Genomic DNA, 24,432 nt, shown 5'->3' on the forward strand with positions numbered 1-24,432 from the left:
CCCATGGCAAGCTTGGCGGAAGTGCGCAGAGAAGAGCCCGAGGAGGAGGTTTCTCCTATGGATCCGGTGGCGCGTCCTGAGGAATTGCGGCTCCTGGAAGCCCTGTTGTTTGCATCGGCCGAGCCGATCGATCAGGCAACGCTGGCAAAGCGGATGCCCGACGGCGTCGACGTCAAGGCGGCGCTCGCGCAGCTGCAGGCGGAATACGCGCCGCGCGGCGTCAACCTGGTGCGTGTCGCCAACAAGTGGACGTTCCGCACCGCCGGCGATCTGTCGTGGCTGATGACGCGCGAGAGCACCGAGACGCGGAAGCTGTCGCGCGCCGCGATCGAGGTGCTGGCGATCGTCGCCTATCACCAGCCGGTGACTCGCGCCGAGATCGAAGAGATTCGCGGCGTGGTCACGTCGAAGGGCACGATCGACGTGCTGCTCGAGACCGGCTGGATCCGGCCGCGCGGCCGCCGCAAGACCCCGGGCCGTCCGCTCACCTTCGGAACCACCGACGCGTTCCTGTCGCAGTTCAGCCTGGAAGCGCTCGGCGACCTGCCGGGGCTTGAGGAGCTGAAGGGCACGGGTCTGCTCGACTCGCGTCTGCCGACCGGATTTTCCGTTCCGTCGCCGTCGGATGACGCGACGCTGCGGGAGGACGAGGAGCCGCTCGAGCCGGGTGATACGCTGGAACTGCTGCTGGCGCCGGCCGTCGAGCCGGAAGCCGAGGAACCGAAGGCCGACGCAGAAACGACTGATGAGGTCGGGACTGCTGAGGTCGAAACGACCGCCCAAGCGGAGGTCGAGGCGGACGTTCCCTCTGACGCGGATGCGGCCGAACCTGACACCGGCGAGCCGGAAGACCGCGCCGACCACGCGGGTGATGACGCCGACACCGAGGACAAGGGCGAATAAGCCTGAATATTCCCGGTTAAGCCTAGCAATATTACGTAGCCGCGACAGCGATTTGCCGCGGCCGAGGTCCTTGTTTTTGACACCCCGCGGGCCTACCTTCCGGCAAAGTTCAGGCCGGTCCGCCGGCCATTTCTGGAGGGTTGCAGGATGGGTTCGTTGAGCATTTGGCACTGGATCGTCGTGATCGCAGTGGTCCTGCTGCTGTTCGGACGCGGCAAGATTTCTGATCTGATGGGTGACGTCGCCCAGGGCATCAAGGCCTTCAAGAAGGGCATGCAGGACGACGACAAGGTCGCCGAGAAGACCGAGCCCACCAAGTCGATCGATCACAATGCGGCGACGTCGGCCGCGCGCCAGGACGTCGGCAGCAAGGCCGTCTAACGCGCTTGTACTGACGCATATTTCGACGTTTTTTCTTGCGCGAAACGGTGACGCCGTCGCACAGACGCGCTATGGACGCCGATTGAGAAAAGGCGCCGGCAGCCCCAGATCCTGTTAGGAGCGATGGGGCCGATGGCGGCGCGCTTAGGCGGAAGAATTCATGTTCGATATCGGGTGGAGTGAACTGGTCGTCATCGCGGTCGTCGCGCTGATCGCCATCGGCCCGAAAGAACTGCCGGGCGTGCTGCGCATGGTCGGGCAATGGATGGGCAAGGCCCGCAAGATGGCCTCCGAATTCCAGGGCCAGTTCCAGGAAGCCATGCGCGAGGCCGAGATGGCCGACCTCAAGAAGAGCTTTGACGAGGTCAAGGAGGCCGCAACCGGCATCACCAGCGGCAACATCATGACCTCGCTGCAGAAGGACGTCAGCGACGCCCTGCAGATCGACAAGCCGGTCGATGCGCAGGTTGCGTCCGCAATCGACGCACCGGTGGCGTCAAGTGACACACCGGTGACGCCCACGACTCCCGTCGAGCCGACGCCGGAAACCTTCGTCGAGGCCGAGGCGCACGCGGCAGCCAGCGAGCCGCTTGCGATCACCAATGAGGTGAAGGCCGAGCCGGCGCCGCAGGACGTGACGCCGGTACAGCCCGACGCGCTCAAGGACGCGAGGGCGTCATGAGCGCCGAAGACATCGAGGCCAGCAAGGCCCCCTTGATGGATCACCTGATCGAGCTGCGCTCGCGGCTGATCAAGGCGCTGCTCGGCTTCGGCGTGGCCTTCATCATCTGCTTCTTCTTCGCCAAGCAGATCTACAACGTGCTGGTCTGGCCGTTCGTCTGGATCGCGGGGCCGGAGAATTCGAAGTTCATCTACACCGCGCTGCTGGAATATTTCATCACCCAGCTGAAGCTCGCATTGTTCGGCGCCGGCTTCATCTCGTTTCCGATCGTCGCCACCCAGATCTACAAATTCGTCGCGCCCGGTCTCTACCGGCATGAGCGCAACGCGTTCCTGCCGTATCTGATCGCCACCCCGGTGTTCTTCGTGATGGGCGCGGCGCTCGTCTATTTCGTTGTGCTGCCGATGCTGGTGCGGTTCTCGCTCGGCATGCAGCAGGCCGGCGGCGCGGAGACCGCGCAGATCCAGCTGCTGCCCAAGGTCGGCGAATATCTTTCGCTGATGATGTCGCTGATCTTCGCCTTCGGCATCGCGTTCCAGCTGCCGGTGATCCTGACGCTGCTCGGCCGCATCGGCATCGTCACCTCGAAGATGCTGAAGGAGAAGCGGCGCTACTTCATCGTGATCGCCTTCATCATCGCCGCTGTGCTGACGCCGCCCGACGTGCTGAGCCAGGCCTCGCTCGCGATCCCGCTGCTCGCGCTCTACGAGGGCGCCATTATCGCGGTCCGGATCGTGGAGAAGAAGGCCGCGACCTCGAATGCGGCGTCCGGGGCGACCAATCCGGCCGAATAGGGTGATTTCACCTCACAGTCGGTGTCATACCCCGCGAAAGCGGGGTATCCCGTACGCCGCGGCTTCTCGGTGACACGCCGACGTCTCTGGAATGCTGGATCACCCGCTTTCGCTGACGATGACGGTCGTGGTAGTGGAACTGCAAACCGTAGTTTGCCAACGCAATGTTGGTTGCTTACGCATAGCCTGCCAGGACTGACTTATGCACGACATCAAAGCGATCCGCGACAACCCGACAGCCTTCGACGCCGGCCTGAAGCGCCGCGGGTTAGAGGCCCTGTCGCCGTCGCTGCTGGCGATCGACGAGAAGCGGCGGGCGGCGATCCTGGCGTCGGAGCAGGCCCAGGCGCGGCGCAATGCGGCCTCGAAGGAGATCGGCGAGGCCAAGAAGGCAAAGGACGAGGCGCGCGCGGCCAAGCTGATGGCTGAAGTTGCCGAGCTGAAGACCACGATGCCAGAACTCGAGGCGGCGGCGAAGACGGCCGATGAACAGCTGACCAAAGAGCTGTCGTCGATTCCGAACCTGCCGCTCGACGAGGTGCCCGACGGTACCGACGAGCACGGCAACGTCCAGCACCATGTGTACGGCAAGACGCGCGACTACGGCTTTGCGCCGAAGCTGCATGACGATCTCGGCACCGCGCTCGGCTATATGGATTTCGAGGCGGCGGCGAAACTGTCCGGCGCACGTTTCGTCGTGCTGAAGAAGGGGCTGGCGCGGCTCGAGCGCGCGATTGGGCAATTCATGCTCGACCTGCACACCGGCGAGCATGGCTATACCGAGATCAATCCGCCGCTGCTGGTGCGCGACGCCGTGATGTTCGGCACCGGACAGCTACCGAAATTCGAGGACGACCAGTTCTGGGCGATCAAGGGCGAATTGCTCGCGTCGCCGAATGCCGATCTGCGCAGCGAGCGCCTCGGCCTGATCCCGACCGCCGAAGTCTCGCTGACCAACCTCGCGCGCGAATCCATCCTCGACGAGAAGGAGCTGCCGATGCGGCTCACCGCGCTGACGCCTTGCTTCCGTGCCGAAGCCGGCGCGGCGGGACGCGATACGCGCGGTATGATCCGCCAGCACCAGTTCACAAAGGTTGAGCTGGTGTCGATCACGACGCCGGAAGCCGGCAAGGATGAGCTCGAGCGCATGCTGTCCTGCGCCGAGCAGGTTCTGCAAAAGCTCGACCTGCATTATCGCGTAATGACGCTGTGCGCCGGCGACATGGGCTTCTCCGCGCAGAAGACCTACGACATCGAAGTGTGGATGCCGGGGCAGGGCGATGGCGGCGCCTATCGCGAGATTTCGAGCTGCTCGGTGTGCGGCGATTTCCAGGCCCGTCGCATGGACGCGCGCTATCGCGGCCCCGACGGCAAGCCGCGCTTCGTGCATACGCTGAATGGCTCCGGCACGGCGGTCGGGCGCGCTCTGATCGCCGTCATGGAGACTTATCAGCAGCAGGATGGTTCGATCGCGGTGCCCGATGTGCTGCAGCCCTATATGGGCGGGCTCAAGGTCATCGAGCACGGCATGTGAGGCGAGGGCCAGTGTGATGCCGCTGCACCGTGACATCCACTGGCTAGGTCGACAATGGGCCGTCACGGGCCACGGTCTGCAGCTGATCAATCAGAAGCAGATGGGCTATTACGACATCGAGGCCGCGCGCCTGTGGGACGCGCGCGTGACCGAGGTGCAATCGAAGGCCTGGATCGACAGGCCCGACTTCGACAAGGCGCTGGAGATCGCGCGCGGCAAGTTCGCCCAATTGGCGCCGGCAGATCTGCCGCCACCACCTGCACCGATTGCGTCGCCGCCACCGCCGGTCCGGGCGACGCCGCCGGCCGCGCCGCGCGCGCCGCTTGACGCGACATCGGTGCCCTCGATCGAGGAGCTGCTGGCCAGGCTGAAATCGAAATCGGCTGCGACGGCGCCGGGCGAAGCGCTCGCTCCGGTGCCGCCCAAACCCGAACCGCTCGGGGTTGAGCCTCGGAAGGTCGAGCCGGCGCGGTCCGAGCTCCCCCAAGCGGCTTCGGTCGCCCCCGAACCGTCCAGGGCTGAGTCTCGCGCGTTACAAGCTCCGAAGGCTGAGTCGCTCACGACCGCGCCGGCCAAGGCCGATCCCATCACGGCCGATCCCATCAAGTCCGAGCTCCCCACATCGGAGCTTCCGAAGCCTCCCAAGCCTGAGCCTCGCCAAACCGCACCAATTGCTCTTGAGCCGGCCAGGCCGGAAGCTCGGAGGGTTGAGCCGCCCAAGGTTGAAGCTCCCAAGGTTGAAGCTCTCAAATCTGAAGCTCCCAAGGTTGAAGCAAAGCCTGAACCTGCCAAGCCCGAGCCTCCAAGGTCAGAAGCTGTCGCGTCCCGGGGGCTCGGGGCCGAACTGCGTCAGACCCCACGGGTCAAAGTGCCGGAGGCGCCGCGGCCAACGCCCGTGATCGCGGTTGTTCGGCGGCCGGCCAGAGCAGCCTGGCCGGTGTTCGAGCGCAAGATCGCCGGCAGCGCGCGATTTGTCCGTCCATGGCGCGTGACGTCGGCACGATGGCGCGGGCCATCGCCAGGTTTGCCTCCGCGGCCCTAGCCGGTTAAGACGGCAGTCAACTCAAGAAGCCGCAGCGTAAGATACCCGCGCCGAATCGGAACAAAAGGCACTTTGACGGATGCGAATTCTCTGCACCAATGATGACGGCATCCATGCTCCAGGCCTGCAGGTCGTCGAGCAGATCGCACGCGCGTTGTCCGACGACGTCTGGATCGTTGCCCCCGAGCTCGATCAGTCCGGCGTCTCGCATTCGCTGTCGCTCAACGATCCGCTGCGTCTCCGCGAAGTCAGCCCGCGTCACTTCGCGGTGCGCGGCACGCCGACCGATTGCGTCATCATGGGCGCGCGCCACATTCTCGGAGACAAGCTGCCCGATCTCGTGCTGAGCGGCGTCAACAAGGGCCGCAATGTCGCCGAGGACGTGGTCTATTCCGGCACCATCGCCGGCGCGCTCGAAGGCACCATTCTGGGCTTTCCGTCATTCGCGCTGTCGCAGGAATTCTCCATTGAGACGCGCAACGCGCCGCTGTGGGACACCGCGCTGAAATTCGGACCCGACATCATTCGCAAGGTGATCGGCGCCGGCGTCCCCAGAAACACCGTCATCAACGTCAACTTCCCGTCCTGCATGCCCGATGACGTGAAGGGCATCCGGATCACGCGGCAGGGCAAGCGCAATCAGGGGTTCCTGAAGATCGATCGCCGTCACGACGGACGCGGCAATCCGTATTTCTGGATCGGCTTCGAGCGCGCGGCGATGATGGATGCGCCGGCCGAAGGCACCGATCTCGCCGCGCTTGCGGCGCGCTACGTCTCGGTCACACCGCTGCGGCTCGACCGCACCGATGAAGCATTTTCGGAAACGCTGATTGATACGCTGAAGTAATCCTCGGGGAATCTGTAGCCCGGATGGAGCGAAGCGAAATCCGGAACCCGTATTGTGAAGTCCCCGGATTACGCTTCGCTCCATCCGGGCTACGCGCGCAACTTGCGGCTAGACCGGCGCGCCCTTCATCGCGCTGGAGATCACCTGGGCCAGCGTTTCCAGCTGGAAGGGCTTTTGCAGCGCCGGACGGTCGCGATACTCCGGAGGCAGGCCGGACGAGCCATAGCCGGTCGCGAAGATGAAGGGGCGGTTGCGGGCGTTGATCAGTTCGGCGACCGGGGTGATCACCTTGCCATTGACGTTGACGTCGAGGATCGCGAGGTCGAATTCGGTCGATTGCGCAAGCTTGACCGCTTCGCCGATCTCGCCGGCCTCGGCCGCAACGCTATGGCCGAGTTCCTCCAGCATGTCGGCGACCATCATCCGGATCATGACCTCGTCCTCTACGAGGAAAACTGAACAGCCCGCCGGCCGTATCGCTGTCATGATGGAATCCTTGCCCTTCCCTGAATCAGGCTCGCAAATAACATTACAGCGCGCAATGCAAACGTTCGGGAATTGGTCCTTTTCCGGCGCGCCACAGCGTTTTCCGCATCGCGCTGGCGGGCTTTGCTGCGCAAGATTTGCCCAACAGCCAGCGAGGTGTGTTGACCCTACGAGCGCCCTGATCTGCGCCACCCAGACGTTAACTGCGCATCGCCGCCAATTATATGTGAGGGGGCCGGGCCGGCGCCAATGCCAAATCTGGCGATGGTTCCTGGCCGGGAACAAAACGCGACGGGAAATTTTTCCTTAACGCGGTATTTCGGATTTCAATGGCATCTAGTGTCCCGAATCCGAAGTTCGCATCATTTGCCGCACCTTCGGAGCGAACTTCGTATTCGATAAGGACACTAGCAAACTTATGATTCTAGTGTGCTTTATGAATGCGAAGTTCGTGAAAGTGGCTGCCGCGAAAAATCGCACGAACTTCGCATTCAGCACACTAGAGGGCAAGATTCCGCGCTGCCGCCCAGAGACGCTGATGAACATGGCCGTGAACCCCGATCCGACCGAGAAGATGATGTTTCAGCTGACCCTGCGGCGGCGTGGGGTGAGCGATCAGGCGGTGCTGCGTACGATGGAGGAGGTGCCGCGCGAGGTCTTCGTCGATCCGCGCGATCGCAACGAGGCCTATCGCGACAGCGCGCTTGCGATCGCCTGTGGGCAGACCATCAGCCAGCCTTTCGTCGTGGCCTACATGACCGAGCAGTTGAAACTGCAGAAGGACCATCGCGTGCTCGAAATCGGCACCGGCTCGGGCTATCAGGCGGCCGTGCTGTCCCGGTTGTGCAAGCAGGTGCTGACCATCGAGCGCTACCGGACGCTGGCCGACGGCGCCCGCAAGCGCCTCGAAAAGCTGGGTTATTACAATATCGAGGTGCTGCTCGGGGACGGTTTCAACGTTCCGGCCGGGGCAGGCGACTTCGACCGCATCATCGTCACCGCGGCGATGGAGCAGATCCCGGAGAAGCTCTTGGAGCGGCTCGAACCCGGCGGCATCCTGATCGCCCCGGTCGGGCCGCATCAGGGTATCCAGACCCTCGTCCGCGTGGTGCGGACCGAGAACCGCTTCGACCGCAAGGAATTGGTCGACGTCCGCTTTGTGCCGGCGTTGCCGGGAATCGCGCGCGAATTGTAGATTTGGCGATTTGCTGCTTGGCACCAACGCCTTATTTGCAGGGTTAAGCGGTTATTTACTCGGTACGTGTTTACTCAAAACAGTCTTTTGTTGCGTACGAGTGAGTAACCATGTCTGGGGTTGTTGAGTTGCTTCGCTCGCGTCGCGTACCGCAGGTTGCGGTGCTGACGCTGATGTCCATGGCTTTTGCCGGTTGCAGCGCCGATATGTCGTCGCGCTTCTCGCAAAACTCCTACTCCCAAAATCCGTTTGCGTTTGATCCGCAGCCGACCGGCACCGTGCAGCAGGCGCCGCCGCCGCGCGAGTTGCCGCAATACGCGCGGCCGCGAACGCAACCGCAGTACTCGCAATACCAGTCACAGCCGTTGCCGCCGCCGGTCGCAGCGGCGCCGCAGTCCTATCCGGTCGCCAATGGCAATGCCGGCGTCTCCGGAGGAGGGCGCGGGGTCTCGTCCTACACGCCGCCGCCCGCGCGTCCGCAGATCGAATCCACCGGCACCGTTCCGCATTCGGTCGCCGCAGCCCCTGCCGGGCACAACGGCACCACCATCATCGTCGGCACCAGCGATACGCTGGAAGTGCTGGCACGCCGCTACAACGTCTCGACCGCCGAGATCCTGCGCGCCAACGGCTACAAGGGACCGCGCGCGCTGTCGCCCGGCCAGCAGCTGGTCATTCCGCGTCCGACCGCATCGGCCGCGGCGCCGGCAATGGCCGCACCGGCCGCGCGCCCCGTCGCCGTGGCAGCCGCGCCCGCCGGCGTCCACTATGTCAATCGCGGCGACACGCTGCACAGCATCGCGCGTCAGCACCACATCCCGGTGGCCGAGCTCGCCCGCGCCAACAACCTCGACCAGTCGGCCCGGCTGAGCCTCGGCATGAAGCTCGTGGTGCCCGGCGCCAAGACGGCGATGGCGGCACCCGCGCCCGTTGCGCAACCTGTTGCCGCCGCGCCGGTTGCTGCCGTGGCTCCGGCGCCGGCGGTCGCGGCCCCGAAGGTTGTTGCAACCGCGTTGCCGCAGCAGAGCGCGCGGCTGGTCCAGCCAACCGCGACGGTCGAGCAGCCGGCGGCCGCCGCTGAAGCGCCCGTCGTCACCAAGTCGAGCGAGGCCACCGGCGCGTTGCCGACCTTCCGCTGGCCGGTGCGCGGCAAGGTCATCACCGCCTACGGCTCGAAGACCAACGGCAAGGTCAATGACGGCATCAACGTCGCGGTGCCCGAGGGTACGCCGGTGAAAGCTGCCGAAGACGGCGTCGTCGCCTATTCGGGCAATGAGCTGAAGGGCTACGGCAATCTCGTGCTGGTCCGTCATTCCAATGGCTACGTCACCGCCTACGCCCATGCGAGCGAAATCCTGGTGAAGCGCGGCGATACCATCAAGCGCGGTCAGGTGATTGCCAAGTCGGGCCAGTCCGGCGAGGCGGGCTCGCCGCAGCTCCACTTCGAGATCCGCAAGGGATCGTCGCCGGTGGATCCGCTCCAGTTCCTCAACGGCGCGTAAGCTACGCGTCGGGACTTCAAGGGACTTCCAAGTCTCACAACAAAGACAGCGGGGGTGGCGCAAGCCTCCCCCGCTTTGTTTTGACGATTGCTGCGACGATTACTTGCCGCTCAGCCGCGTAGCCCGGATGGAGCGAAGCGAAATCCGGGAGCTCACCCGCGGCGTGCACGATCCCGGATTGCGCTGCGCTCCATCCGGGCTACACAGGCGATGACGGGAGAGCTATGCCTCCCATCCCTGTTAATTGCCACTAAGCCGCACACCGAGCCGGCCTGCGAGCTCCTGCGTGTACTGCCAGGCCACGCGGCCCGAGCGCGATCCGCGGGTGGTCGACCATTCGAGCGCCTCGCGCTCGAGTTCGTCCTCGGCGATCTTGATGCCGTAGTGGTCGCAATAGCCCTTCACCATCGCGAGGTATTCGTCCTGGCTGCAGCGATGGAAGCCGAGCCAGAGGCCGAAGCGGTCCGACAGCGACACCTTTTCCTCGACCGCTTCGCCGGGATTGATCGCGGTCGAGCGTTCGTTCTCGATCATCTCGCGCGCCAGCAGATGCCGCCGGTTCGAGGTCGCATAGAGGATGACGTTGTCGGGGCGCCCCTCGATGCCACCTTCCAGCACGGCCTTCAGCGACTTGTATGAGGCATCGTTGCCGTCGAACGAGAGGTCGTCGCAGAACACGATGAAGCGGAAGGACGAGCCGCGCAGCAGCTCCATCAGGCCGGGCAGGCTCTCGATGTCCTCGCGGTGGATCTCGATCAGCTTCAGCCGGTCGGCCGGCTTGCGGTCGAGATTGATGCTGGCATGGGTGGCCTTGACCAGCGACGACTTGCCCATGCCGCGGGCGCCCCAGAGCAGCGCATTGTTAGCGGGCAGGCCGTCGGCGAAGCGCTCGGTGTTCTCCATCAGGATATCGCGCATCCGGTCGACGCCCTTGAGCAGGCCGATCTCGACGCGGCTGACGCGCGGCACCGGGGCGAGGCGCCCGTCCGGATGCCAGACGAAGGCGTCCGCGGCGCCGAAGGTCTCGGCCGGATCGAGGGCCGGGGAGGCGTCCGCGAGGCGGCTGGCGATGACCTCCAGGGCGTTCGCGATCCGCTCGGCCGCTGCGCCGTCGAGCGCCGTTACCGGGCGTTTTGTCGCGGCGTTTTCAGCGCGCTTGGCGGCAGCCTTGGGGGTGGTTTTGCGGGTTGTTTTACTGGTCGTTTTCTTGGCTTTTTTCGGCATTTGTCCAGTTCCTGACGGCGCAGCCTTATCGGGCTGGCGGCGGTCCCGCAAGCGCCCTAAATGAAGGTCCGTTAACGTTGCAATTGGGACCGCGGCCGCTATAGTCCGCGCGAATTTGTCCGGACCGCCATACCGCCCCGAATCCGAGGGCGCTGCCGGTTCTTTCCCGTCTTATCCGAGGATCGTCCGAATGCTGATTACTCCTGCGTTTGCCCAGGCTGGAGCGACTGGTGACACCAACAGCATGTTGATGTCGCTGCTGCCATTCGCGCTGATCTTCGTCATCATGTACTTCCTGATTCTGCGCCCGCAGCAGAAGAAAGTGCGCGACCATGCGGACCTCGTGAAGAACATCCGCCGCGGCGACACCGTGGTGACCTCGGGCGGCCTCGTCGGCAAGGTGACCAAGGTGGTCGACGACGACCAGATCGAGTTCGAGATTTCGGACGGCGTTCGCGTGCGCCAGATGCGCCAGATGATCTCGGGTGTGCGTACCAAGGGTGAGCCGGCGAAGGGCGACGCCAAGGACGAGGCGTCCGCGAGCTGATTGCCGCGGCGCCTTTTTGGAATCTGACGGGTCAACTCGATGTTGTATTTCACGCGGTGGCGAGCGCTGGGGATTATCCTGACAGCGCTGGTGGTCTGCCTGTGCGCCGTGCCCAATTTCTTCCCCGAAGCGCAGGTGAAGACCTGGCCGGCCTGGGCGCAGCGGCGCCTGGTCCTCGGCCTCGATTTGCAGGGCGGCTCCTATCTGCTGCTCGAAGTCGACTCCAACTACGTGAAGAAGGAGAAGCTCGACCAGATCCGCGACGATGTCCGGAAGGTGCTTCGTGAAGCCAAGATCGGCTACACCGGCCTCAACACGCGTAACGACGCGGTGGAAGTCCGCATCTCCAGGGAAGGCGACCAGGCGACGGCGCTGTCGAAGCTCCGCGAGCTGTCGCAGCCGCTCGGCGGCCTGCTCGGCTCCAGCGGCCAGCGCAGCCTCGAGGTTGCCGACGCCGGCGGCGGCCTGATCCGCCTGACGGTCCCGCAGGCCGCGATCACCGAGCGCATCCGGCAGACCATCGAGCAATCGATCCAGATCGTCGAACGGCGCGTCAACGAGCTCGGCACGGTCGAGCCGGTGATCCAGCGTCAGGGCACCGACCGCATCCTGGTCCAGGTGCCGGGCCTGCAGGATCCGACCCGCCTGAAGGAGCTGCTCGGCAAGACCGCCAAGATGGAATTCCGCATGGTCGACAGCTCGGTGTCGCCGGACCAGGCCCAGCAGGGCCGCCTGCCACCGGACTCCGAGCTCTTGATGAGCGCGTCACCGCCGCCGGTTCCGTATGTCGTCAAGAAGCAGGTTCTGGTTTCCGGAGGCGAGCTCTCCGATGCCCAGCCCGGCTTTGACCAGCGCACCGGCGAGGCGATCGTCAGCTTCAAGTTCAATACGTCGGGAGCGCGCAAATTTGCCCAGGCGACGGCCGAAAATGTCGGCCAGCCGTTTGCGATCGTGCTCGACAACAAGGTGATCTCGGCACCCGTGATCCGTGAACCGATCACCGGCGGACAGGGCCAGATCTCTGGCAGCTTCACGGTGCAGTCGGCCAACGATCTGGCGATCCTGATGCGTGCCGGCGCGCTGCCGGCGCCGCTGACCGTGATCGAAGAGCGTACCGTCGGTCCCGGCCTCGGGCAGGACTCGATCGAGAAGGGCGAGCTCGCGGCCTATGTCGGCTCGATCCTGGTCATCGTGTTCATGCTGATCACCTATCGGCTGTTCGGCGTGTTCGCCAACATCGCGGTGGCGATCAACGTCGCCATGATCTTCGGACTGCTGTCGCTGCTCAACGCCACGCTGACGTTGCCGGGCATCGCCGGCATCGTGCTCACCGTCGGCATCGCGGTCGACTCCAACGTGCTGATCTACGAGCGCATCCGCGAGGAACTGCGCGGCGGCCGCAGCGCGATCTCGGCGATCGACGCCGGCTTCAAGCGGGCATTGGCGACCATCCTCGACTCCAACATCACCACCTTCATCGCCGCCGCCGTGCTGTTCTACATCGGCACCGGACCGGTCCGCGGCTTTGCCGTGACGCTCGGCATCGGCATCATCACCACGGTGTTCACCGCCTTTACCCTGACGCGCCTGATCGTCGCCGGCTGGGTGCGGTGGAAGCGGCCGCAAACCGTGCCGATCTGAGAGGCCTGTTGTGACTCATACCGTTCTCATTGGCCTTGGCATCCTGATCGCCGTGTTGACCGTGGTCGCGGCGCTCGGCCTGCTGCCGCCGCTGCGCATCGTGCCGGACGACACCCATTTCGATTTCACCCGCTTTCGCCGCATCAGCTTCCCGATCTCGGCGCTGCTCTCGATCCTTGCCATCACGTTGTTCTTCACCCACGGCCTGAATTTCGGCATCGACTTCAAGGGCGGCACGCTGCTGGAGGTGCAGGCGAAATCCGGCACTGCCGACATCGCCGCGATGCGCACCACCTTGAACGGTCTTGGCCTCGGCGAGGTGCAGCTGCAGCAGTTCGGCGGTCCGGCGGAAGTCCTGATCCGCGTCGCCGAGCAGCCCGGCGGCGACAAGGCGCAGCAGGATGCGGTGACGAAAGTGCGCGGCGCGCTCGGCGAATCCGTCGACTACCGTCGCGTCGAGGTGGTGGGACCGCGCGTCTCCGGCGAACTGCTGGCCTACGGCATGATCGGCCTGATGTTCGCGATCATGGGCATCCTGATCTACCTTTGGTTCCGGTTCGAATGGCAGTTCGCGCTCGGCGCCATGATCGCCAACGTCCACGACATCGTGCTCACGATCGGCTTCATGTCGATCACCCAGGTCGATTTCGACCTTACCAGCATCGCGGCGCTGCTGACGATTCTCGGCTACTCGCTCAACGACACCGTCGTCATCTACGATCGCATCCGCGAGATGCTGCGGCGCTACAAGAAGATGCCGATGCCGCAGCTGCTGAACGAATCGATCAATTCGACGCTGTCGCGCTCGATCATCACCCACGTCACGGTGACGCTGGCTTTGCTCGCGCTGCTGCTGTTCGGCGGCCAGGCGATCCACAGCTTCACCGCGGTCATGATGTTCGGCGTGGTGCTGGTCGGCACCTACACCTCGATTTTCATCGCGGCGCCGATCCTGATCTATCTCGGTGTTCACACCACGCGGGGTGGAGAGGCGGCGCAGGACGCGCCGGCCAAGAAGCCGGACACGGCGGCAGCCAAGAAGTAGCCGGTCATGAGCAACTCCTCGGACGCTCCCCATCTTCCGAGGTCGGCGCCGATCGAGGCCTACGGCAAGGGCGGCTTCGCGTTTGCCGATATGTCGCACCGCGGCTCGCTCTTGTGCCTGCCTGACTCGATCTGGGCCTGGCCGGTCACCAGGCCGCAGGAGATCGACGAATACTCGCTGCAAAAGGTGTTCGCGGCCGCCAATGCGATCGACACGCTGATCGTCGGCACCGGCACCGACGTCTGGGTCCCGCCAAAGGGCCTGCGCGAGGCCCTGCGGGCCGTGCGGGTGGTGCTCGATCCGATGCAGACGGGACCCGCGATCCGCACCTACAACATCATGCTGGGCGAGCGGCGTCGCGTCGCGGCGGCGCTGATCGCGGTGCCATGAGCGCGACGGAGGCACCGAAGGACGGCGCGGCCTTCTGCGCCGATCTGGTGCGGAGCCATGACTTCGTACGCTACGCGTCGACCCTGTTCCTGCCGGGTCCGGAACGGCGGGCGATGCTTGCGATCTATGCCTTCAACATCGAGGTCTCGCGCGTGCACGAGCAGGTTAGCCAGCCGCTGCCCGGCGAGATGCGGCTGCAATGGTGGACCGACATGCTGGCCGGCGCGGGCCATGGCGGCGTCGAGGGCAATCCGGTCGCGGCAGAACTGCTGCACACGATCCGCAATCACCGTCTGCCGGTCTCGCCATTCTCCCGGCTGGTCGAGGAGCACCAGTTCGATCTCTACAACGACCCGATGCCGTCGCTGACCGCGCTCGAGGGCTATCTCGACGCCACGTCCTCAGTGCTGTTCTCGCAGGCTACGCGCGTGGTGGCGCGACCGTCGGAGGCGATCGATCACCTGGCCCGTCATGCGGGTCTTGCCCAGGGCATGGCGCAGGTCATCGCTTCGTTCGGACGCGACGCCGCACAGCAGCAGCTGTTTCTGCCGTTACAGCTGCTGCAGCAGCACGGCGGCAGCAAGGAGGAGGTGTTTGCCGGCAAGGTGACGCCGAACATCCGTGCCGCCATCGATCAGCTTGCGGACGAGGCCCAGGGCCATCTCAAGACCGCATTCGGGCTGCTTGCGGATGTCCCGTCCGGCGTGAGGCCGATCTTCCTGCCGCTCGCTTGCGTGAGGCGCGAGTTGAACCGGGCGAGGAGGGAGGACTACGACCCGTTCTCGCCGAAGCCGGTTTCGCGCCTGCGCACGCTCTGGACGTTGTGGCGAGCCGCGCGCACGGAGGAGTTCGGTCGCTAGCTCTGCTCCTTCGGGATGTGCTTGGTGAAGATCCGGATCGTTCTGCCCTTGACCATCGGGCCGCTGTCATAGATGTCGGATGCGATCTGTTCGACCGCGTCGCGCAGCGCAACGAACTGGGCTTGCCGCGCCATGCTCGCCGTTCCACGCGTGCCGGCCAACTCGTCCAGTGCGGCGTCGCTGATCTGGCATTCGATTTCCTGGTCGCCGTTCATCATGGTGAATCCGAACGCCAGTCGTTCGGAATCGTATCCCCCGATCCGGCCACGGGTGAGTGGCATTAAACTTGTCCCTTGAGCGCGCTACCCCTCGCAAAGAGTGAAGCTTCGCGCCGCGTTTGTCGAGGGCCCCGCGCCGACAAGCGCGCGCTAACCTGCCGGCCGGTCCATCTCGGCGACTTCAAAATTGAAGCGGTCGCGCAGATTCTTGCGTTGCTCGAGGATGTCCTTGAGGAACTCGCGATCGGCGTCGCTGCGCATCATCGGTTCGATCAGGTCGATCTGGTTCATGGCGACGAGCTGCAGGATTTCGGTGCGCGGCTTGCCGGCGGCATCGCGCGGCAGCGCGTGCACGATCTGGATGTGTTCGGGCGGCTTGACGCCCCCGGCCGCGGCAAGCTCGTTGCGCAGCGTCTTTTCCAGCGCGGACTGGTCCGCCTCGACGAAGGCGTAGAGTCCGACGCCGACGCGCCGGTCGGCAAAGGCGACGATCGCGGTGTCGCGCACCTGCGGATTCTTGCGGATCAGATCGATCAATACCGGGGCGTCGTTGACCAGCCTCCGGCCGCCGCCTTCGCGGTCGGTGAAATTGAAGATGCCGCGCGTGATCGCCTGATAGACCTTCTTGCCGGTCTTGAGCCAGATGCTGGCGACCGCGGACTTCTTTGCGAGCACCTTGCGCTCTTTCGGCGTCAACGCCTCCGGCGCGTAGCTGCGCTTGTGCTTCAACAGATGCCGCAGATCCTCATAGGCGGCGATGCGGAACAGCCGGCTGCGGGTCTTGAAGCAGGCGGCAAGCTGGAAGTCGGTGAGGTAGGCGCGGCCATCGCGGCCGACCAGCCAGTTCTGCTCCTTGGCGAGATCGTTGTGGCAGATACCGGCGCGATGCAGCTTGCGCAACGCGGCCTTGGCGGAACGAAAATAGGCGACGTCGCCGTGCGGCTTCGCCAGATGCAGCGCCGCGCCGTCGATGAAGCCGCGCACCAGTGCGCGACGGCCGGCCCACAACAGCTTCGGCCCGACGTCGAGGTCGCGCGCCAAGGTCAGCGCGCGGCGCTCGCGGGAGAACAGATGCAGCGCCAGGGCGAACGACCAGAACGGCACCTGATCGAGCCGGCGCAGCACGCCGTCGACCTCGCCGTCATCGGCGCGGAAGCGGCCGCGCTCGACGGTCGAGAACACGTCGCGCTTGAGCAGCACGCCCTGGCTCCACCGCACCGACAGGGTGGCGTCATCGTCTTTCGGCAAGCTCATGACTGTCAGGCCGCTGCCGCAACGCGCAGATGCTCTGCGATCCAGTGGTCGAGATCGGCGAGCGCGCGCGCGCTGATCGCCTGCTTTTTGGCGACGGTCTTCTCGTTGCCGCGCAGCCGCGAGCCGTCCGGCTTCTTGGTCGGCGCACTGGCCAGCGGCGGGAACAGACCGAAATTGATGTTCATCGGCTGGAACGAGCGCGAACCGGCCTCGATCGTTTCGATGTGGCCGCCGGTGATGTGGCCGAGCAGCGCGCCGAGCGCGGTCGTCGCCGGCGGCGGCGTCAGCGCGGCACCGCGCATGTCGGCGGCGGCACAAAGGCCGGCGATCAGGCCGACGCTGGCCGACTCGACGTAACCCTCGCAGCCTGTCATCTGCCCGGCGAAGCGCAGCCGCGGCTGCGCGCGCAGACGTAGCTGCCCGTCGAGCAGCTTCGGCGAATTCAGGAAGGTGTTGCGATGCAGGCCGCCGAGGCGGGCGAACTCCGCGTTCTCGAGGCCGGGGATCGTGCGGAACACGCGCTGCTGCGCGCCGTGCTTCAGCTTGGTCTGGAAGCCGACGATGTTGTAGAGCGTGCCGAGCTTGTTGTCCTGCCGCAGCTGGACGATCGCATACGGCTTGACCGTCGGGTTATGCGGATTGGTCAATCCCACCGGCTTCATCGGCCCGTGGCGCAGCGTCTCGTGACCGCGCTCGGCCATCACCTCGACCGGCAGGCAGCCGTCGAAATAGGGCGTGTTGGTCTCCCAGTCCTTGAAGTCGACCTTCTCGCCGTCGAGCAGCGCCGCGACGAAGGCGTCATACTGCTCCTTCGTCATCGGGCAGTTGATGTAGTCGGCGCCGGTGCCGCCGGGGCCGACCTTGTCGTAGCGCGACTGAAACCAGGCCACCGACATGTCGATGGAATCCTTGTGCACGATCGGCGCGATCGCGTCGAAGAATGCCAGCGCGCTCTCGTCGGTCAGAAGCCTGATGGCGTCGGCAAGCGGTGCCGAGGTGAGGGGGCCGGTCGCGACGATGACGTTGCTCCAGTCGGCCGGCGGCAGCCCTGCGACTTCCTCGCGGCTGATCTCGATCAGCGGATGTTCGTTGAGCACCTTGGTGACGGCGGCCGAAAAGCCGTCGCGGTCGACCGCCAGCGCCCCGCCGGCGGGCACCTGGTTGGCGTCGGCCGAGCGCATGATCAGGGAGCCCAGCCGCCGCATCTCGGCGTGCAGCAGCCCGACCGCGTTGTTGGCGGCATCGTCGGAGCGGAAGGAGTTCGAGCAGACCAGTTCGGCGCAGCCTTCGGTCCGATGCGCCTCGGTCATCCGGTGCGGGCGCATTTCGTGCAGCACGGCGCGGACGCCGGCATTGGCGACCTGCCAGGCGGCTTCCGAGCCGGCGAGCCCCGCGCCCACGATGTGCACGGGTTGGGAAGGGGATTGATGCGGTGTCATCGCGCAGCGTTAGCGCGTTTTGATCTCATATGCATCTGAAACCGCACCACAAACGACAACGCCCGCTGTGGAGGCGGGCGTTATCCGTTTAGCAGATGGCTTGCGGCCGATTAGCCGTTGTAGGTGCCGGCGGCAACGCGCGGAATGTCCGAGCGGTCGAGGCCGATATCGGCGAGTTCGCGATCGCTGAGCTGGGACAGTTCGCTGACATTGCGCTGATAATCCCGGAAAGCCTGGATCATGCGGATGAGCGAGAGCAACATGGTAGTCTCCTAGTAATTCAGATTCAGCTTTTCAAAAGCCTTATCGTTGAAGTGAATATAGATGATATAGTGCAGTGCGGTAGTTCCGATGTTGCGATGCAGCTAAGCTCAAAACGCATAGCGGCGGTAAGCGCCGCTTAACCGTTTGGCGCATCGAGCCAGGTCCAGCGGACCAAAGTTCCGCAGAGCCGGGCGACGGCGTCAAAATCTTCTTGAGATCAGTCAGTTAGAAGAATGGTAGTGACTTGAACTACGCCGTTCATATGGTAATTACAGACCGTTCGGTCAAGGGATGGCGCGCGTCTGACGCCAGATCACGGCGGCGTGTTCCATGCGTGATTCGCATGCGGAATATTGCCGTATGAATGATTTAATATTCATAGTATGATAGGGTTGGCACCTAGGCGGACGCAGCGTCAATCAGTCGCATTGACCTCGGAGGTAGTTCGGCCCCTCCCGCCCGCTCAGATTTTCGCCGGCCGCGCGAACGCGCTGCTGATTATCGGAAGTGCAGCTCGATTGAAGTGAACGCGTCGAGCAAAGCTATTGCGGCGCCGCTTCCTTACCGACATGTAATCAAAACACTATGCAACGCATGCGCGATGCGCGCGCAGCGCTCATCACGTTTGTATCGCGCGAAGTTCATTCTGAACGGTGTCGGGAACAGCGAATAATCGTTCCGCAGATTCCGCAATCACGCTGGGATCTGTCCAAGAACAACAGATGGATCATCCCATGATTAAGACATTGATCGCAGCAGCCACCGTGGCTGCCGTTGCCTACGCTGTCGCTCCCGCTCAGGCCGCGCATCGTCATCACGCGGGCCTCGGCTGCAGCGGTGCCAATCTCGGCAAGACCGAAGCTGCAGTCGAAGCTATGGCTGACAATGAGGTCAAATTCGCGGCGGAGAAGGAAGTCTCGCTCGCTCAGGACGCGATGCTGAACAACCAGTGGGGTGCTTGCGGCGCGCATCTCAGCAAGGCTGCCGAAGCCAGCATGGCGAAGTAGGTTTTGATCATGGCGATAGGGGCCGATTGCCTGGGGCAGTCGGCCCTTTTTGATTCATCCGCAGCTGGACCGGCTTTGATCTAGTCAGAGCAGAAGGGTGGCCTCGTCCTTGGCTCGCTGCGCCACGCGAGCTGGTGTGAAAGCGCTACGGAGCCTTGGCGAGCTGGGTGGCGAAGTAGCCGATCGTCTTGGCGTAGACCTCGCTCTTGTTCCACTGCTGGATCACCGCAAAATTCTCGCTGCCGGGCTCCCAGCCCTTGCCCTTCTTCCAGCCATAGCTCTTCAGGTAGTTCGCCGTCGACGCCAGCACGTCGGGCACGTTGTGCAGGAGGTCGCGCTTGCCGTTGCCGTCAAAGTCGACCGCAAACTTGATGTAGGACGACGGCATGAATTGAGTCTGGCCGATCTCGCCGGCCCAGGCGCCGCGCATCTCCTGCGGCGGCAGATCGCCGCGCTCGACGATGCGCAAGGCATCCATCAACTCGGCCTTGAACATGTCGGAGCGGCGGCAATCATAGGCGAGCGTCGCCAGTGAACGTATGGTCGGAAACTTTCCGGTGTTGACGCCGAAATCGGTCTCCAGTCCCCAGATCGCGACCAGGATTTCGCCCGGTACGCCGTAGGCCTCCTCGATTCGCGACAGCACCGAGCCGTAGCGCTTCATCATGTCGGAGCCGCGATTGAGCCGCGGCGGCACCATGCGGCTCGAGAATTGCTCGAAGGTCTGGCTGAACACCTGCTGCGAATGGTCGCGGGCGAGGATCGCCTTGTCCTGCGTGACGCCAGCCAGCCCGGCCTGGATCGCGTTCTGCGAAATGCCCTTCGTCGCAGCCTCTTTCTTGAAATCGTCGAGCCAGGATTCGAACGTGCCCGTGCCGCATTGAGCGGCCAGCGCCGATGCCGTCGAGGTCAGGAGCCACGCGCCGATGGCGAGCGTGCGAAAGCAAGAGCGAGAGGTCATAGGCAATTCACTCCGGAGTCTGCGATGTCGTCGATTGGTCGCGAAGGGCGGCGGGTATGTTCGCGGCAACAGCGGCCAAAACAAGGCTCGTGACCGAGCCGTTTTTTCTCAGGCAGCGCTGCAAATGCCACGCCAGTTTCACACCCATTTGACGATCCTGAACGATAAACCGCCGGCCGAACATATCGGCCGGCGGTTGCTTTGACGTTTACGAATCCGGTTAGCGGCGCTTAGCCGCGATCGCTGCGCCGCCACGGAAACAGATTGGCCGGGAAGTCCGCGGCGGGCTTGCGCTCGCGCGGTTCGGGGATCACCGGCCGCGCATTCGGATCCTTGACGATGACCTCGCGATAGAGATGCCAGGTGGCGTGACCAAGCAGCGGGATCACCACGGCAAGCCCGAGGAAGAACGGGATCGTGCCCAGCACCAGCAGCACCGCGACGATCAGGCCCCAGGCCGCCATCGGCACCGGGTTCTGTGCGACGGCGCGCATCGACGTCACCATGGCTTCGCCGGCGGTCGCCTGGCGGTCGAGCATCATGGGGAAGGCGATCACGCTGATGCAAAGCGCGACGAGCGCGAACAGGAAGCCGACGCCGCAGCCGACCACGACAAGCCACCAGCCTTGCTGGGTGGTCAGCACGCGCGCGGCAAAATCGGGAATGTTGGCCGCGGTCTCATAGCCGAACACCGCCGTGTAGATGGCCTGGGCGGTGGCGATCCAGGTCACGAACAGTGCGAAAAGCAGCGTTCCGACCCCAAGCATCGCGCCGAATGACGGTGAGCGGAATACCTCCATGGCATCCCACGCAGATGCTTCCCCGCCGTCCTCGCGGCGGCGGCTCATTTCGTAGAGGCCGATGGCGGCAAACGGGCCGAGCAGGGCAAAGCCCGCGGCCAGCGGAAACAGCAGGGGCAGCACGGAATAGCCGTGCACGGTGCGCGCAAGCACGAGGCCGAGCACCGGATAGATCAGGCAGAGGACGATGGCGTGACTTGGCACCGCCTTGAAGTCTTCCCAGCCGAGACGCAGCGCATGATGCAAATCGGACAAGCCGATGGTGCGGATGACCGGCGCAGACGCGGCGCCTTGTCCGCTCTGCGTCATCGAACTGACATTGCCTTGGTATGACGTGGCCATGGTCGTTGTCTCCCTCTGGGCGGTCGCATTCTGCGCCCGCAACAGGGCACAAACGTACCGCCTCTCGAAGCGATCACGAGCAAGCCAGACGCGAAAGACAGAGCAGGGAACTGGCCGTGTCGCGAACTGTCCGGCAAGGCTACTCCCAAACCGTGGCAAAAGCACTCACGCTTAAGTGAATGTCGCATTGGCAAGCTATGGAGGGGGCTATAGACTTCAACTGCGACCGCGGTCAGGCGTCCCAGCGCCGTCTGGCTTTCACATCTCAACAGTCTTGGGAGCGAACGATGAGCATTTTCGGAAAAATCATGGGCGCGATCTTCGGTAGCAGCGCCAGCGCCGCGCCCGCAGGCGGATCGGCCACAAGCGCAGCTCCCGCCGGTGGATCCGGCAGTGCATCGTCGTCTCCTGCAGCGGTGCCGGCCGGCGCAGCGCCCGCGCAGTCCGTTGACGTCGCCCCCATTCTCGACAAGGCGGTGGCCGCGAAGGGCGAGAAGCTCGAATGGCGCACCTCGATCGTCGACCTGATGAAGGCGCTCGACATCGACTCCAGCCTGTCGGCGCGCAAGGAGCTCGCCAAGGAGCTCGGCTACTCCGGCGACACCAGCGATTCCGCCAGCATGAACATCTGGCTGCACAAGCAGGTGATGACGAAGCTCGCGGCCAATGGCGGCAAGCTGCCCCCGGACATCAAGCACTGAGCGGATCATCATCCCGCACACGGCCAGGGCCCGCGCCAGCGCGGGCCTTTTTTATGGATCGGCGAGCATCTATAGATCGGCGAACAAGAAGGAGAACGCTCATGACTGATCTCGATCGCCGGACGATGCTTGCGACCGGCGCCCTCGCACTGGCCGGCGCCGCCGCGCAATCCGCGCCGGCCCATGCCGAGACCGCGTCGAAGGCGATGTTTCCGGTACCGGCGGTGACGATCCCGATCGTTGGCGCCAGCGAAGTGTTCCAGGTCCGCCGCATCTACTGCATCGGCCGCAACTACGCGGCGCATGCGATCGAGCGCGGCTCCGATCCGACCCGCGAGCCGCCGTTCTTCTTCCAGAAACCGACCGACGCGATCCAGAATGTCGCGATCGGCACGGTCGCCGATCATCCCTATCCGTCGCTGACCAAGAACTATCACCATGAGGTCGAGCTGGTCGCCGCGTTGAAATCCGGCGGCACCAACATCCCAGCCGACAAGGCGCTCGACCACGTCTATGGCTACGCGCTCGGCCTCGACATGACGCGGCGCGATTTGCAGAACGGCATGGCGGCGGAAAAGAAGCCGTGGGAGATCGGCAAGAGCTTTGATCATGCCGCAGTGCTGGGGCCGATCCATCCGGCTGATAAGACCGGCCACTTCACGCAAGGTGCGATATCGCTCGCGGTCAACGGCACGGTGCGGCAGAGCTCGGATCTGAAGAACATGATCTGGAGCGTCGCCGAGCAGATCGCGAAGCTTTCCGAGGCCTTCGAGCTGAAGGCCGGCGACATCATCTATTCTGGCACGCCGGAGAATGTCGGCCCGGTCGTCAAGGGCGACGTGTTGCTGTGCAAGCTCGAGGGCCTGCCCGATATGTCGATCAAGATCGTCTGAGGGGCAGGGCTCTAACCTGCAAGATCCGCGTATTCCGGATGCTTGTTGAGGTAGTCGACCACGAAGCCGCAGCCGGCGATCACCTTGTGGCCGTCGGTGCGGATCAGCTCCAGCGCCCCCCTGACCAGCTCCGATGCGATGCCGCGGCCGCGCAGGGCGCGCGGTGTCTCGGTATGGGTGATGATCACGGCCGCGGGCGTCCGCCGGTAATTCGCAAAAGCGAGGCCGCCCTCGGTGTCGAGTTCGAAGCGGTTTTGGTCCCTGTTGTCGCGGACGGCGGCCATCGCAAAATCCCGGTTGATTCGCAGGCCCTGATGTAAGCGTGTGAACCCGCCGATGCAAAGCCGCGACCAACCCGCAAATTGGCATTTGTGGATTGACGATATGCGCATTTTGGCCTGCCTGACCGCCGTGTTGCTCGGCGCCGCGTTGACGCTTCCAGACCCGCCGCAAGCCGCCGCCGGCGACGATCCGAGCTGGCAGACCTGCGTCGGCCTGACGACGGCGCCCGGCGACCGCGTGGCCGCCTGCACCACGGTGATCGACGGCAAGACCGAGACCGGCAAGCGGCTGGCCGGGGCCTATTGCAATCGCGGCCATGGGCTGACCGAGAAGCGCGAGCTCGATGCAGCGCTCGCCGACCTTAACGAGGCCATCAAGCTCGATCCCGCCTACGCCTGCGCCTATACCAATCGCGGCCGCGTCTACGCCTTCAAGCGCGATCTCGATCATGCGATTGCCGATTACGAAGAGGCGATCCGCATCGATCCGGCATTTGCGCTGGCCTACAACAATCGCGGCGATGCCTGGCTCAACAAGGGCGATCTCGACCGCGCGCTGGCCGATCTCAGCCTCGCCATCAAATACAATCCGCAGCTCGCCACCGCCTATGGCAATCGTGGCTTCGTCTACTACCGCAAGCGCGACGCGGCGCATGCGATCGCCGACTTCACCACCGAGATCAAGCTCGAGCCCAACGTGCTCGCCTACATCAACCGCGGCAATGTCTATCGCGATACCGAGCAGCTCGATCGCGCCGCCGCCGACTATGGCGAGGCTGCGAGGATCGCGCCGACCGATGCGCGCGGCTGGCGCAACCGCGGCATGATCCGTCTCTTTCAAGGGGACAACAAGGGCGGGCTCGCCGATTACGACAAGGCGCTGCAATACGATCCGAACGACGTCTATTCCTGGAATAATCGCGGTCAGGCCAAGCTGCGGCTCGGCGACAAAAAGGGCGCGGCGGCCGATTTCCGCAAGGCGCTCGAGCTGCAGCCCGATTTGCAGAGCGCCAAGGGAGCGCTGGCGCGGCTCGGCGGAGCGCGGTGACATCTTGCCGGCAACGATCGCTCCTGCCGTGTCGCACATACGCGGGACGGGCCTTGCGGATGGATGCAGTTCGATTACGTTTGATGACAGACATACGCCCCTGATGCGGCTGGATGGTCGTCTGGTACGGAGTGGCGGAGCCGGCCGCCGA

The 24,432-nt window shown here is 64.4% G+C and carries 27 protein-coding genes and 1 pseudogene; 18 read left to right on the top strand and 10 right to left on the bottom strand.

Going from position 1 to position 24,432, the window contains the following annotated elements; all coding sequences use genetic code 11:
• Positions 1–3 precede the first annotated feature (3 nt).
• The 7 genes and pseudogenes from scpB to surE form a co-directional block, all read left to right on the top strand.
• A pseudogene (scpB, locus tag ACZBJS_RS25240) lies at positions 4–888 on the top strand (SMC-Scp complex subunit ScpB); the annotation flags it as partial.
• A gap of 162 nt (positions 889–1,050) precedes the next feature.
• Positions 1,051–1,284 carry a twin-arginine translocase TatA/TatE family subunit gene (locus tag ACZBJS_RS25245; protein WP_016846882.1) on the top strand — a complete coding sequence of 78 codons (234 nt, stop codon included), beginning with the start codon at positions 1,051–1,053 and terminating at the stop codon, positions 1,282–1,284.
• A gap of 160 nt (positions 1,285–1,444) precedes the next feature.
• Complete coding sequence (gene tatB / locus ACZBJS_RS25250; protein ID WP_229192060.1) at positions 1,445–1,966, top strand: Sec-independent protein translocase protein TatB; 522 nt, start codon at positions 1,445–1,447, stop codon at positions 1,964–1,966.
• On the top strand, positions 1,963–2,760 hold the full coding sequence (tatC, locus tag ACZBJS_RS25255) for a twin-arginine translocase subunit TatC (protein WP_316398360.1): 798 nt from the start codon (positions 1,963–1,965) through the stop codon (positions 2,758–2,760). Before tatB ends, tatC begins: the two co-directional genes overlap by 4 nt.
• A gap of 202 nt (positions 2,761–2,962) precedes the next feature.
• Positions 2,963–4,294 (top strand): serine--tRNA ligase, encoded by a 1,332-nt coding sequence (gene serS, locus ACZBJS_RS25260; protein WP_229192059.1) that lies wholly within the window; start codon positions 2,963–2,965, stop codon positions 4,292–4,294.
• Positions 4,295–4,307: 13 nt separating this feature from the next.
• The gene (locus tag ACZBJS_RS25265; RefSeq protein ID WP_316398359.1) at positions 4,308–5,336 is read left to right on the top strand and encodes a flagellar biosynthesis protein FlhF; all 1,029 of its coding nucleotides are present in this window, start codon (positions 4,308–4,310) and stop codon (positions 5,334–5,336) included.
• 79 nt (positions 5,337–5,415) lie between these two features.
• Positions 5,416–6,183, top strand: coding sequence for a 5'/3'-nucleotidase SurE (gene surE, locus ACZBJS_RS25270; RefSeq protein WP_028332131.1), 768 nt, complete (start codon positions 5,416–5,418; stop codon positions 6,181–6,183).
• A gap of 108 nt (positions 6,184–6,291) precedes the next feature.
• Here the strand turns inward: surE and ACZBJS_RS25275 are convergent, their stop codons facing one another.
• The gene (locus ACZBJS_RS25275) at positions 6,292–6,669 is read right to left on the bottom strand and encodes a response regulator (protein ID WP_026192734.1); all 378 of its coding nucleotides are present in this window, start codon (positions 6,667–6,669) and stop codon (positions 6,292–6,294) included.
• Between the two features lie 538 nt (positions 6,670–7,207).
• Between ACZBJS_RS25275 and ACZBJS_RS25280 the strand changes: the two genes are divergently transcribed.
• Both ACZBJS_RS25280 and ACZBJS_RS25285 read left to right on the top strand, forming a co-directional pair.
• Positions 7,208–7,864: a protein-L-isoaspartate(D-aspartate) O-methyltransferase gene (locus ACZBJS_RS25280; protein ID WP_316398358.1), complete on the top strand. Its 657-nt coding sequence runs from the start codon at positions 7,208–7,210 to the stop codon at positions 7,862–7,864.
• A 110-nt stretch (positions 7,865–7,974) separates the two neighbouring features.
• The gene (locus tag ACZBJS_RS25285) at positions 7,975–9,366 is read left to right on the top strand and encodes a LysM peptidoglycan-binding domain-containing M23 family metallopeptidase (protein WP_076828627.1); all 1,392 of its coding nucleotides are present in this window, start codon (positions 7,975–7,977) and stop codon (positions 9,364–9,366) included.
• A 240-nt stretch (positions 9,367–9,606) separates the two neighbouring features.
• Here ACZBJS_RS25285 and ACZBJS_RS25290 read toward each other — a convergent pair whose 3' ends face one another.
• Positions 9,607–10,590, bottom strand: coding sequence for an ATP-binding protein (locus ACZBJS_RS25290; RefSeq protein ID WP_316398357.1), 984 nt, complete (start codon positions 10,588–10,590; stop codon positions 9,607–9,609).
• Positions 10,591–10,780: 190 nt separating this feature from the next.
• Here ACZBJS_RS25290 and yajC point away from each other — a divergent pair, with 190 nt between their 5' ends.
• The 5 genes from yajC to ACZBJS_RS25315 are packed head-to-tail and all read left to right on the top strand — an operon-like array spanning position 10,781 to position 15,073.
• Positions 10,781–11,137 carry a preprotein translocase subunit YajC gene (yajC, locus tag ACZBJS_RS25295; RefSeq protein WP_026192737.1) on the top strand — a complete coding sequence of 119 codons (357 nt, stop codon included), beginning with the start codon at positions 10,781–10,783 and terminating at the stop codon, positions 11,135–11,137.
• Positions 11,138–11,176: 39 nt separating this feature from the next.
• Positions 11,177–12,778: a protein translocase subunit SecD gene (gene secD, locus ACZBJS_RS25300; protein WP_316398356.1), complete on the top strand. Its 1,602-nt coding sequence runs from the start codon at positions 11,177–11,179 to the stop codon at positions 12,776–12,778.
• Between the two features lie 10 nt (positions 12,779–12,788).
• Positions 12,789–13,823 (top strand): protein translocase subunit SecF, encoded by a 1,035-nt coding sequence (secF, locus tag ACZBJS_RS25305; protein WP_168858627.1) that lies wholly within the window; start codon positions 12,789–12,791, stop codon positions 13,821–13,823.
• A gap of 6 nt (positions 13,824–13,829) precedes the next feature.
• Positions 13,830–14,213, top strand: coding sequence for an Mth938-like domain-containing protein (locus tag ACZBJS_RS25310; RefSeq protein WP_018271534.1), 384 nt, complete (start codon positions 13,830–13,832; stop codon positions 14,211–14,213).
• Positions 14,210–15,073, top strand: coding sequence for a phytoene/squalene synthase family protein (locus tag ACZBJS_RS25315; RefSeq protein WP_316398355.1), 864 nt, complete (start codon positions 14,210–14,212; stop codon positions 15,071–15,073). Before ACZBJS_RS25310 ends, ACZBJS_RS25315 begins: the two co-directional genes overlap by 4 nt.
• Here ACZBJS_RS25315 and ACZBJS_RS25320 read toward each other — a convergent pair.
• From ACZBJS_RS25320 to ACZBJS_RS25335, 4 genes are all read right to left on the bottom strand, one after another.
• Complete coding sequence (locus ACZBJS_RS25320; RefSeq protein ID WP_168858625.1) at positions 15,070–15,354, bottom strand: DUF1488 family protein; 285 nt, start codon at positions 15,352–15,354, stop codon at positions 15,070–15,072. The two genes, ACZBJS_RS25315 and ACZBJS_RS25320, sit on opposite strands and share 4 nt — an antisense overlap.
• Before the next feature lie 87 nt (positions 15,355–15,441).
• On the bottom strand, positions 15,442–16,545 hold the full coding sequence (locus tag ACZBJS_RS25325; RefSeq protein WP_316398354.1) for a serine/threonine protein kinase: 1,104 nt from the start codon (positions 16,543–16,545) through the stop codon (positions 15,442–15,444).
• Positions 16,546–16,550: 5 nt separating this feature from the next.
• On the bottom strand, positions 16,551–17,984 hold the full coding sequence (gene trmFO, locus ACZBJS_RS25330; protein ID WP_141340427.1) for a methylenetetrahydrofolate--tRNA-(uracil(54)-C(5))-methyltransferase (FADH(2)-oxidizing) TrmFO: 1,434 nt from the start codon (positions 17,982–17,984) through the stop codon (positions 16,551–16,553).
• Between the two features lie 110 nt (positions 17,985–18,094).
• The gene (locus ACZBJS_RS25335) at positions 18,095–18,247 is read right to left on the bottom strand and encodes a DUF1127 domain-containing protein (protein ID WP_016846063.1); all 153 of its coding nucleotides are present in this window, start codon (positions 18,245–18,247) and stop codon (positions 18,095–18,097) included.
• A 723-nt stretch (positions 18,248–18,970) separates the two neighbouring features.
• Here ACZBJS_RS25335 and ACZBJS_RS25340 point away from each other — a divergent pair.
• Positions 18,971–19,255 carry a hypothetical protein gene (locus ACZBJS_RS25340; protein ID WP_057018525.1) on the top strand — a complete coding sequence of 95 codons (285 nt, stop codon included), beginning with the start codon at positions 18,971–18,973 and terminating at the stop codon, positions 19,253–19,255.
• A 145-nt stretch (positions 19,256–19,400) separates the two neighbouring features.
• Here ACZBJS_RS25340 and ACZBJS_RS25345 read toward each other — a convergent pair whose 3' ends face one another.
• From ACZBJS_RS25345 to ACZBJS_RS25355, 3 genes are all read right to left on the bottom strand, one after another.
• Positions 19,401–20,216 carry a lytic murein transglycosylase gene (locus tag ACZBJS_RS25345; RefSeq protein WP_057018524.1) on the bottom strand — a complete coding sequence of 272 codons (816 nt, stop codon included), beginning with the start codon at positions 20,214–20,216 and terminating at the stop codon, positions 19,401–19,403.
• A gap of 7 nt (positions 20,217–20,223) precedes the next feature.
• A complete protein-coding gene (locus ACZBJS_RS25350; protein WP_168858624.1) occupies positions 20,224–20,364 on the bottom strand; it encodes a hypothetical protein in 141 nt (46 codons plus the stop codon).
• An 82-nt stretch (positions 20,365–20,446) separates the two neighbouring features.
• Complete coding sequence (locus ACZBJS_RS25355; protein WP_057018609.1) at positions 20,447–21,358, bottom strand: DUF2189 domain-containing protein; 912 nt, start codon at positions 21,356–21,358, stop codon at positions 20,447–20,449.
• Between the two features lie 287 nt (positions 21,359–21,645).
• Between ACZBJS_RS25355 and ACZBJS_RS25360 the strand changes: the two genes are divergently transcribed.
• Positions 21,646–22,059 (top strand): DUF3597 domain-containing protein, encoded by a 414-nt coding sequence (locus ACZBJS_RS25360; RefSeq protein WP_057018523.1) that lies wholly within the window; start codon positions 21,646–21,648, stop codon positions 22,057–22,059.
• A gap of 101 nt (positions 22,060–22,160) precedes the next feature.
• Positions 22,161–22,952 (top strand): fumarylacetoacetate hydrolase family protein, encoded by a 792-nt coding sequence (locus tag ACZBJS_RS25365; protein ID WP_141340426.1) that lies wholly within the window; start codon positions 22,161–22,163, stop codon positions 22,950–22,952.
• An 11-nt stretch (positions 22,953–22,963) separates the two neighbouring features.
• On the opposite strand, the gene ACZBJS_RS25370 is transcribed toward ACZBJS_RS25365, so the two are convergent.
• Positions 22,964–23,236 carry a GNAT family N-acetyltransferase gene (locus tag ACZBJS_RS25370; protein ID WP_229189821.1) on the bottom strand — a complete coding sequence of 91 codons (273 nt, stop codon included), beginning with the start codon at positions 23,234–23,236 and terminating at the stop codon, positions 22,964–22,966.
• Between the two features lie 100 nt (positions 23,237–23,336).
• Between ACZBJS_RS25370 and ACZBJS_RS25375 the strand changes: the two genes are divergently transcribed.
• The gene (locus ACZBJS_RS25375; protein ID WP_057018521.1) at positions 23,337–24,281 is read left to right on the top strand and encodes a tetratricopeptide repeat protein; all 945 of its coding nucleotides are present in this window, start codon (positions 23,337–23,339) and stop codon (positions 24,279–24,281) included.
• Positions 24,282–24,432 lie beyond the last annotated feature (151 nt).

It is taken from the genome of Bradyrhizobium sp. KZN70725 (assembly GCF_055264925.1).

Excerpts from the sequence above, each read along its gene's own strand:
- ACZBJS_RS25355 (WP_057018609.1), bottom strand. The coding sequence starts at position 21,358 with ATGGCCACGTCATACCAAGGCAATGTCAGTTCGATGACGCAGAGCGGA.
- ACZBJS_RS25325 (WP_316398354.1), bottom strand. The coding sequence starts at position 16,545 with ATGAGCTTGCCGAAAGACGATGACGCCACCCTGTCGGTGCGGTGGAGC.
- ACZBJS_RS25280 (WP_316398358.1), top strand. The coding sequence starts at position 7,208 with ATGAACATGGCCGTGAACCCCGATCCGACCGAGAAGATGATGTTTCAG.
- ACZBJS_RS25275 (WP_026192734.1), bottom strand. The coding sequence starts at position 6,669 with ATGACAGCGATACGGCCGGCGGGCTGTTCAGTTTTCCTCGTAGAGGAC.
- ACZBJS_RS25290 (WP_316398357.1), bottom strand. The coding sequence starts at position 10,590 with ATGCCGAAAAAAGCCAAGAAAACGACCAGTAAAACAACCCGCAAAACC.
- tatB (WP_229192060.1), top strand. The coding sequence starts at position 1,445 with ATGTTCGATATCGGGTGGAGTGAACTGGTCGTCATCGCGGTCGTCGCG.
- ACZBJS_RS25320 (WP_168858625.1), bottom strand. The coding sequence starts at position 15,354 with ATGCCACTCACCCGTGGCCGGATCGGGGGATACGATTCCGAACGACTG.
- ACZBJS_RS25340 (WP_057018525.1), top strand. The coding sequence starts at position 18,971 with ATGGATCATCCCATGATTAAGACATTGATCGCAGCAGCCACCGTGGCT.
- ACZBJS_RS25365 (WP_141340426.1), top strand. The coding sequence starts at position 22,161 with ATGACTGATCTCGATCGCCGGACGATGCTTGCGACCGGCGCCCTCGCA.
- ACZBJS_RS25350 (WP_168858624.1), bottom strand. The coding sequence starts at position 20,364 with ATGGGTGTGAAACTGGCGTGGCATTTGCAGCGCTGCCTGAGAAAAAAC.
- ACZBJS_RS25345 (WP_057018524.1), bottom strand. The coding sequence starts at position 20,216 with ATGACCTCTCGCTCTTGCTTTCGCACGCTCGCCATCGGCGCGTGGCTC.
- tatC (WP_316398360.1), top strand. The coding sequence starts at position 1,963 with ATGAGCGCCGAAGACATCGAGGCCAGCAAGGCCCCCTTGATGGATCAC.
- ACZBJS_RS25375 (WP_057018521.1), top strand. The coding sequence starts at position 23,337 with ATGCGCATTTTGGCCTGCCTGACCGCCGTGTTGCTCGGCGCCGCGTTG.
- ACZBJS_RS25360 (WP_057018523.1), top strand. The coding sequence starts at position 21,646 with ATGAGCATTTTCGGAAAAATCATGGGCGCGATCTTCGGTAGCAGCGCC.
- secD (WP_316398356.1), top strand. The coding sequence starts at position 11,177 with ATGTTGTATTTCACGCGGTGGCGAGCGCTGGGGATTATCCTGACAGCG.
- surE (WP_028332131.1), top strand. The coding sequence starts at position 5,416 with ATGCGAATTCTCTGCACCAATGATGACGGCATCCATGCTCCAGGCCTG.
- serS (WP_229192059.1), top strand. The coding sequence starts at position 2,963 with ATGCACGACATCAAAGCGATCCGCGACAACCCGACAGCCTTCGACGCC.
- ACZBJS_RS25335 (WP_016846063.1), bottom strand. The coding sequence starts at position 18,247 with ATGTTGCTCTCGCTCATCCGCATGATCCAGGCTTTCCGGGATTATCAG.
- ACZBJS_RS25315 (WP_316398355.1), top strand. The coding sequence starts at position 14,210 with ATGAGCGCGACGGAGGCACCGAAGGACGGCGCGGCCTTCTGCGCCGAT.
- trmFO (WP_141340427.1), bottom strand. The coding sequence starts at position 17,984 with ATGACACCGCATCAATCCCCTTCCCAACCCGTGCACATCGTGGGCGCG.
- ACZBJS_RS25370 (WP_229189821.1), bottom strand. The coding sequence starts at position 23,236 with ATGGCCGCCGTCCGCGACAACAGGGACCAAAACCGCTTCGAACTCGAC.
- ACZBJS_RS25245 (WP_016846882.1), top strand. The coding sequence starts at position 1,051 with ATGGGTTCGTTGAGCATTTGGCACTGGATCGTCGTGATCGCAGTGGTC.
- yajC (WP_026192737.1), top strand. The coding sequence starts at position 10,781 with ATGCTGATTACTCCTGCGTTTGCCCAGGCTGGAGCGACTGGTGACACC.
- ACZBJS_RS25310 (WP_018271534.1), top strand. The coding sequence starts at position 13,830 with ATGAGCAACTCCTCGGACGCTCCCCATCTTCCGAGGTCGGCGCCGATC.
- ACZBJS_RS25285 (WP_076828627.1), top strand. The coding sequence starts at position 7,975 with ATGTCTGGGGTTGTTGAGTTGCTTCGCTCGCGTCGCGTACCGCAGGTT.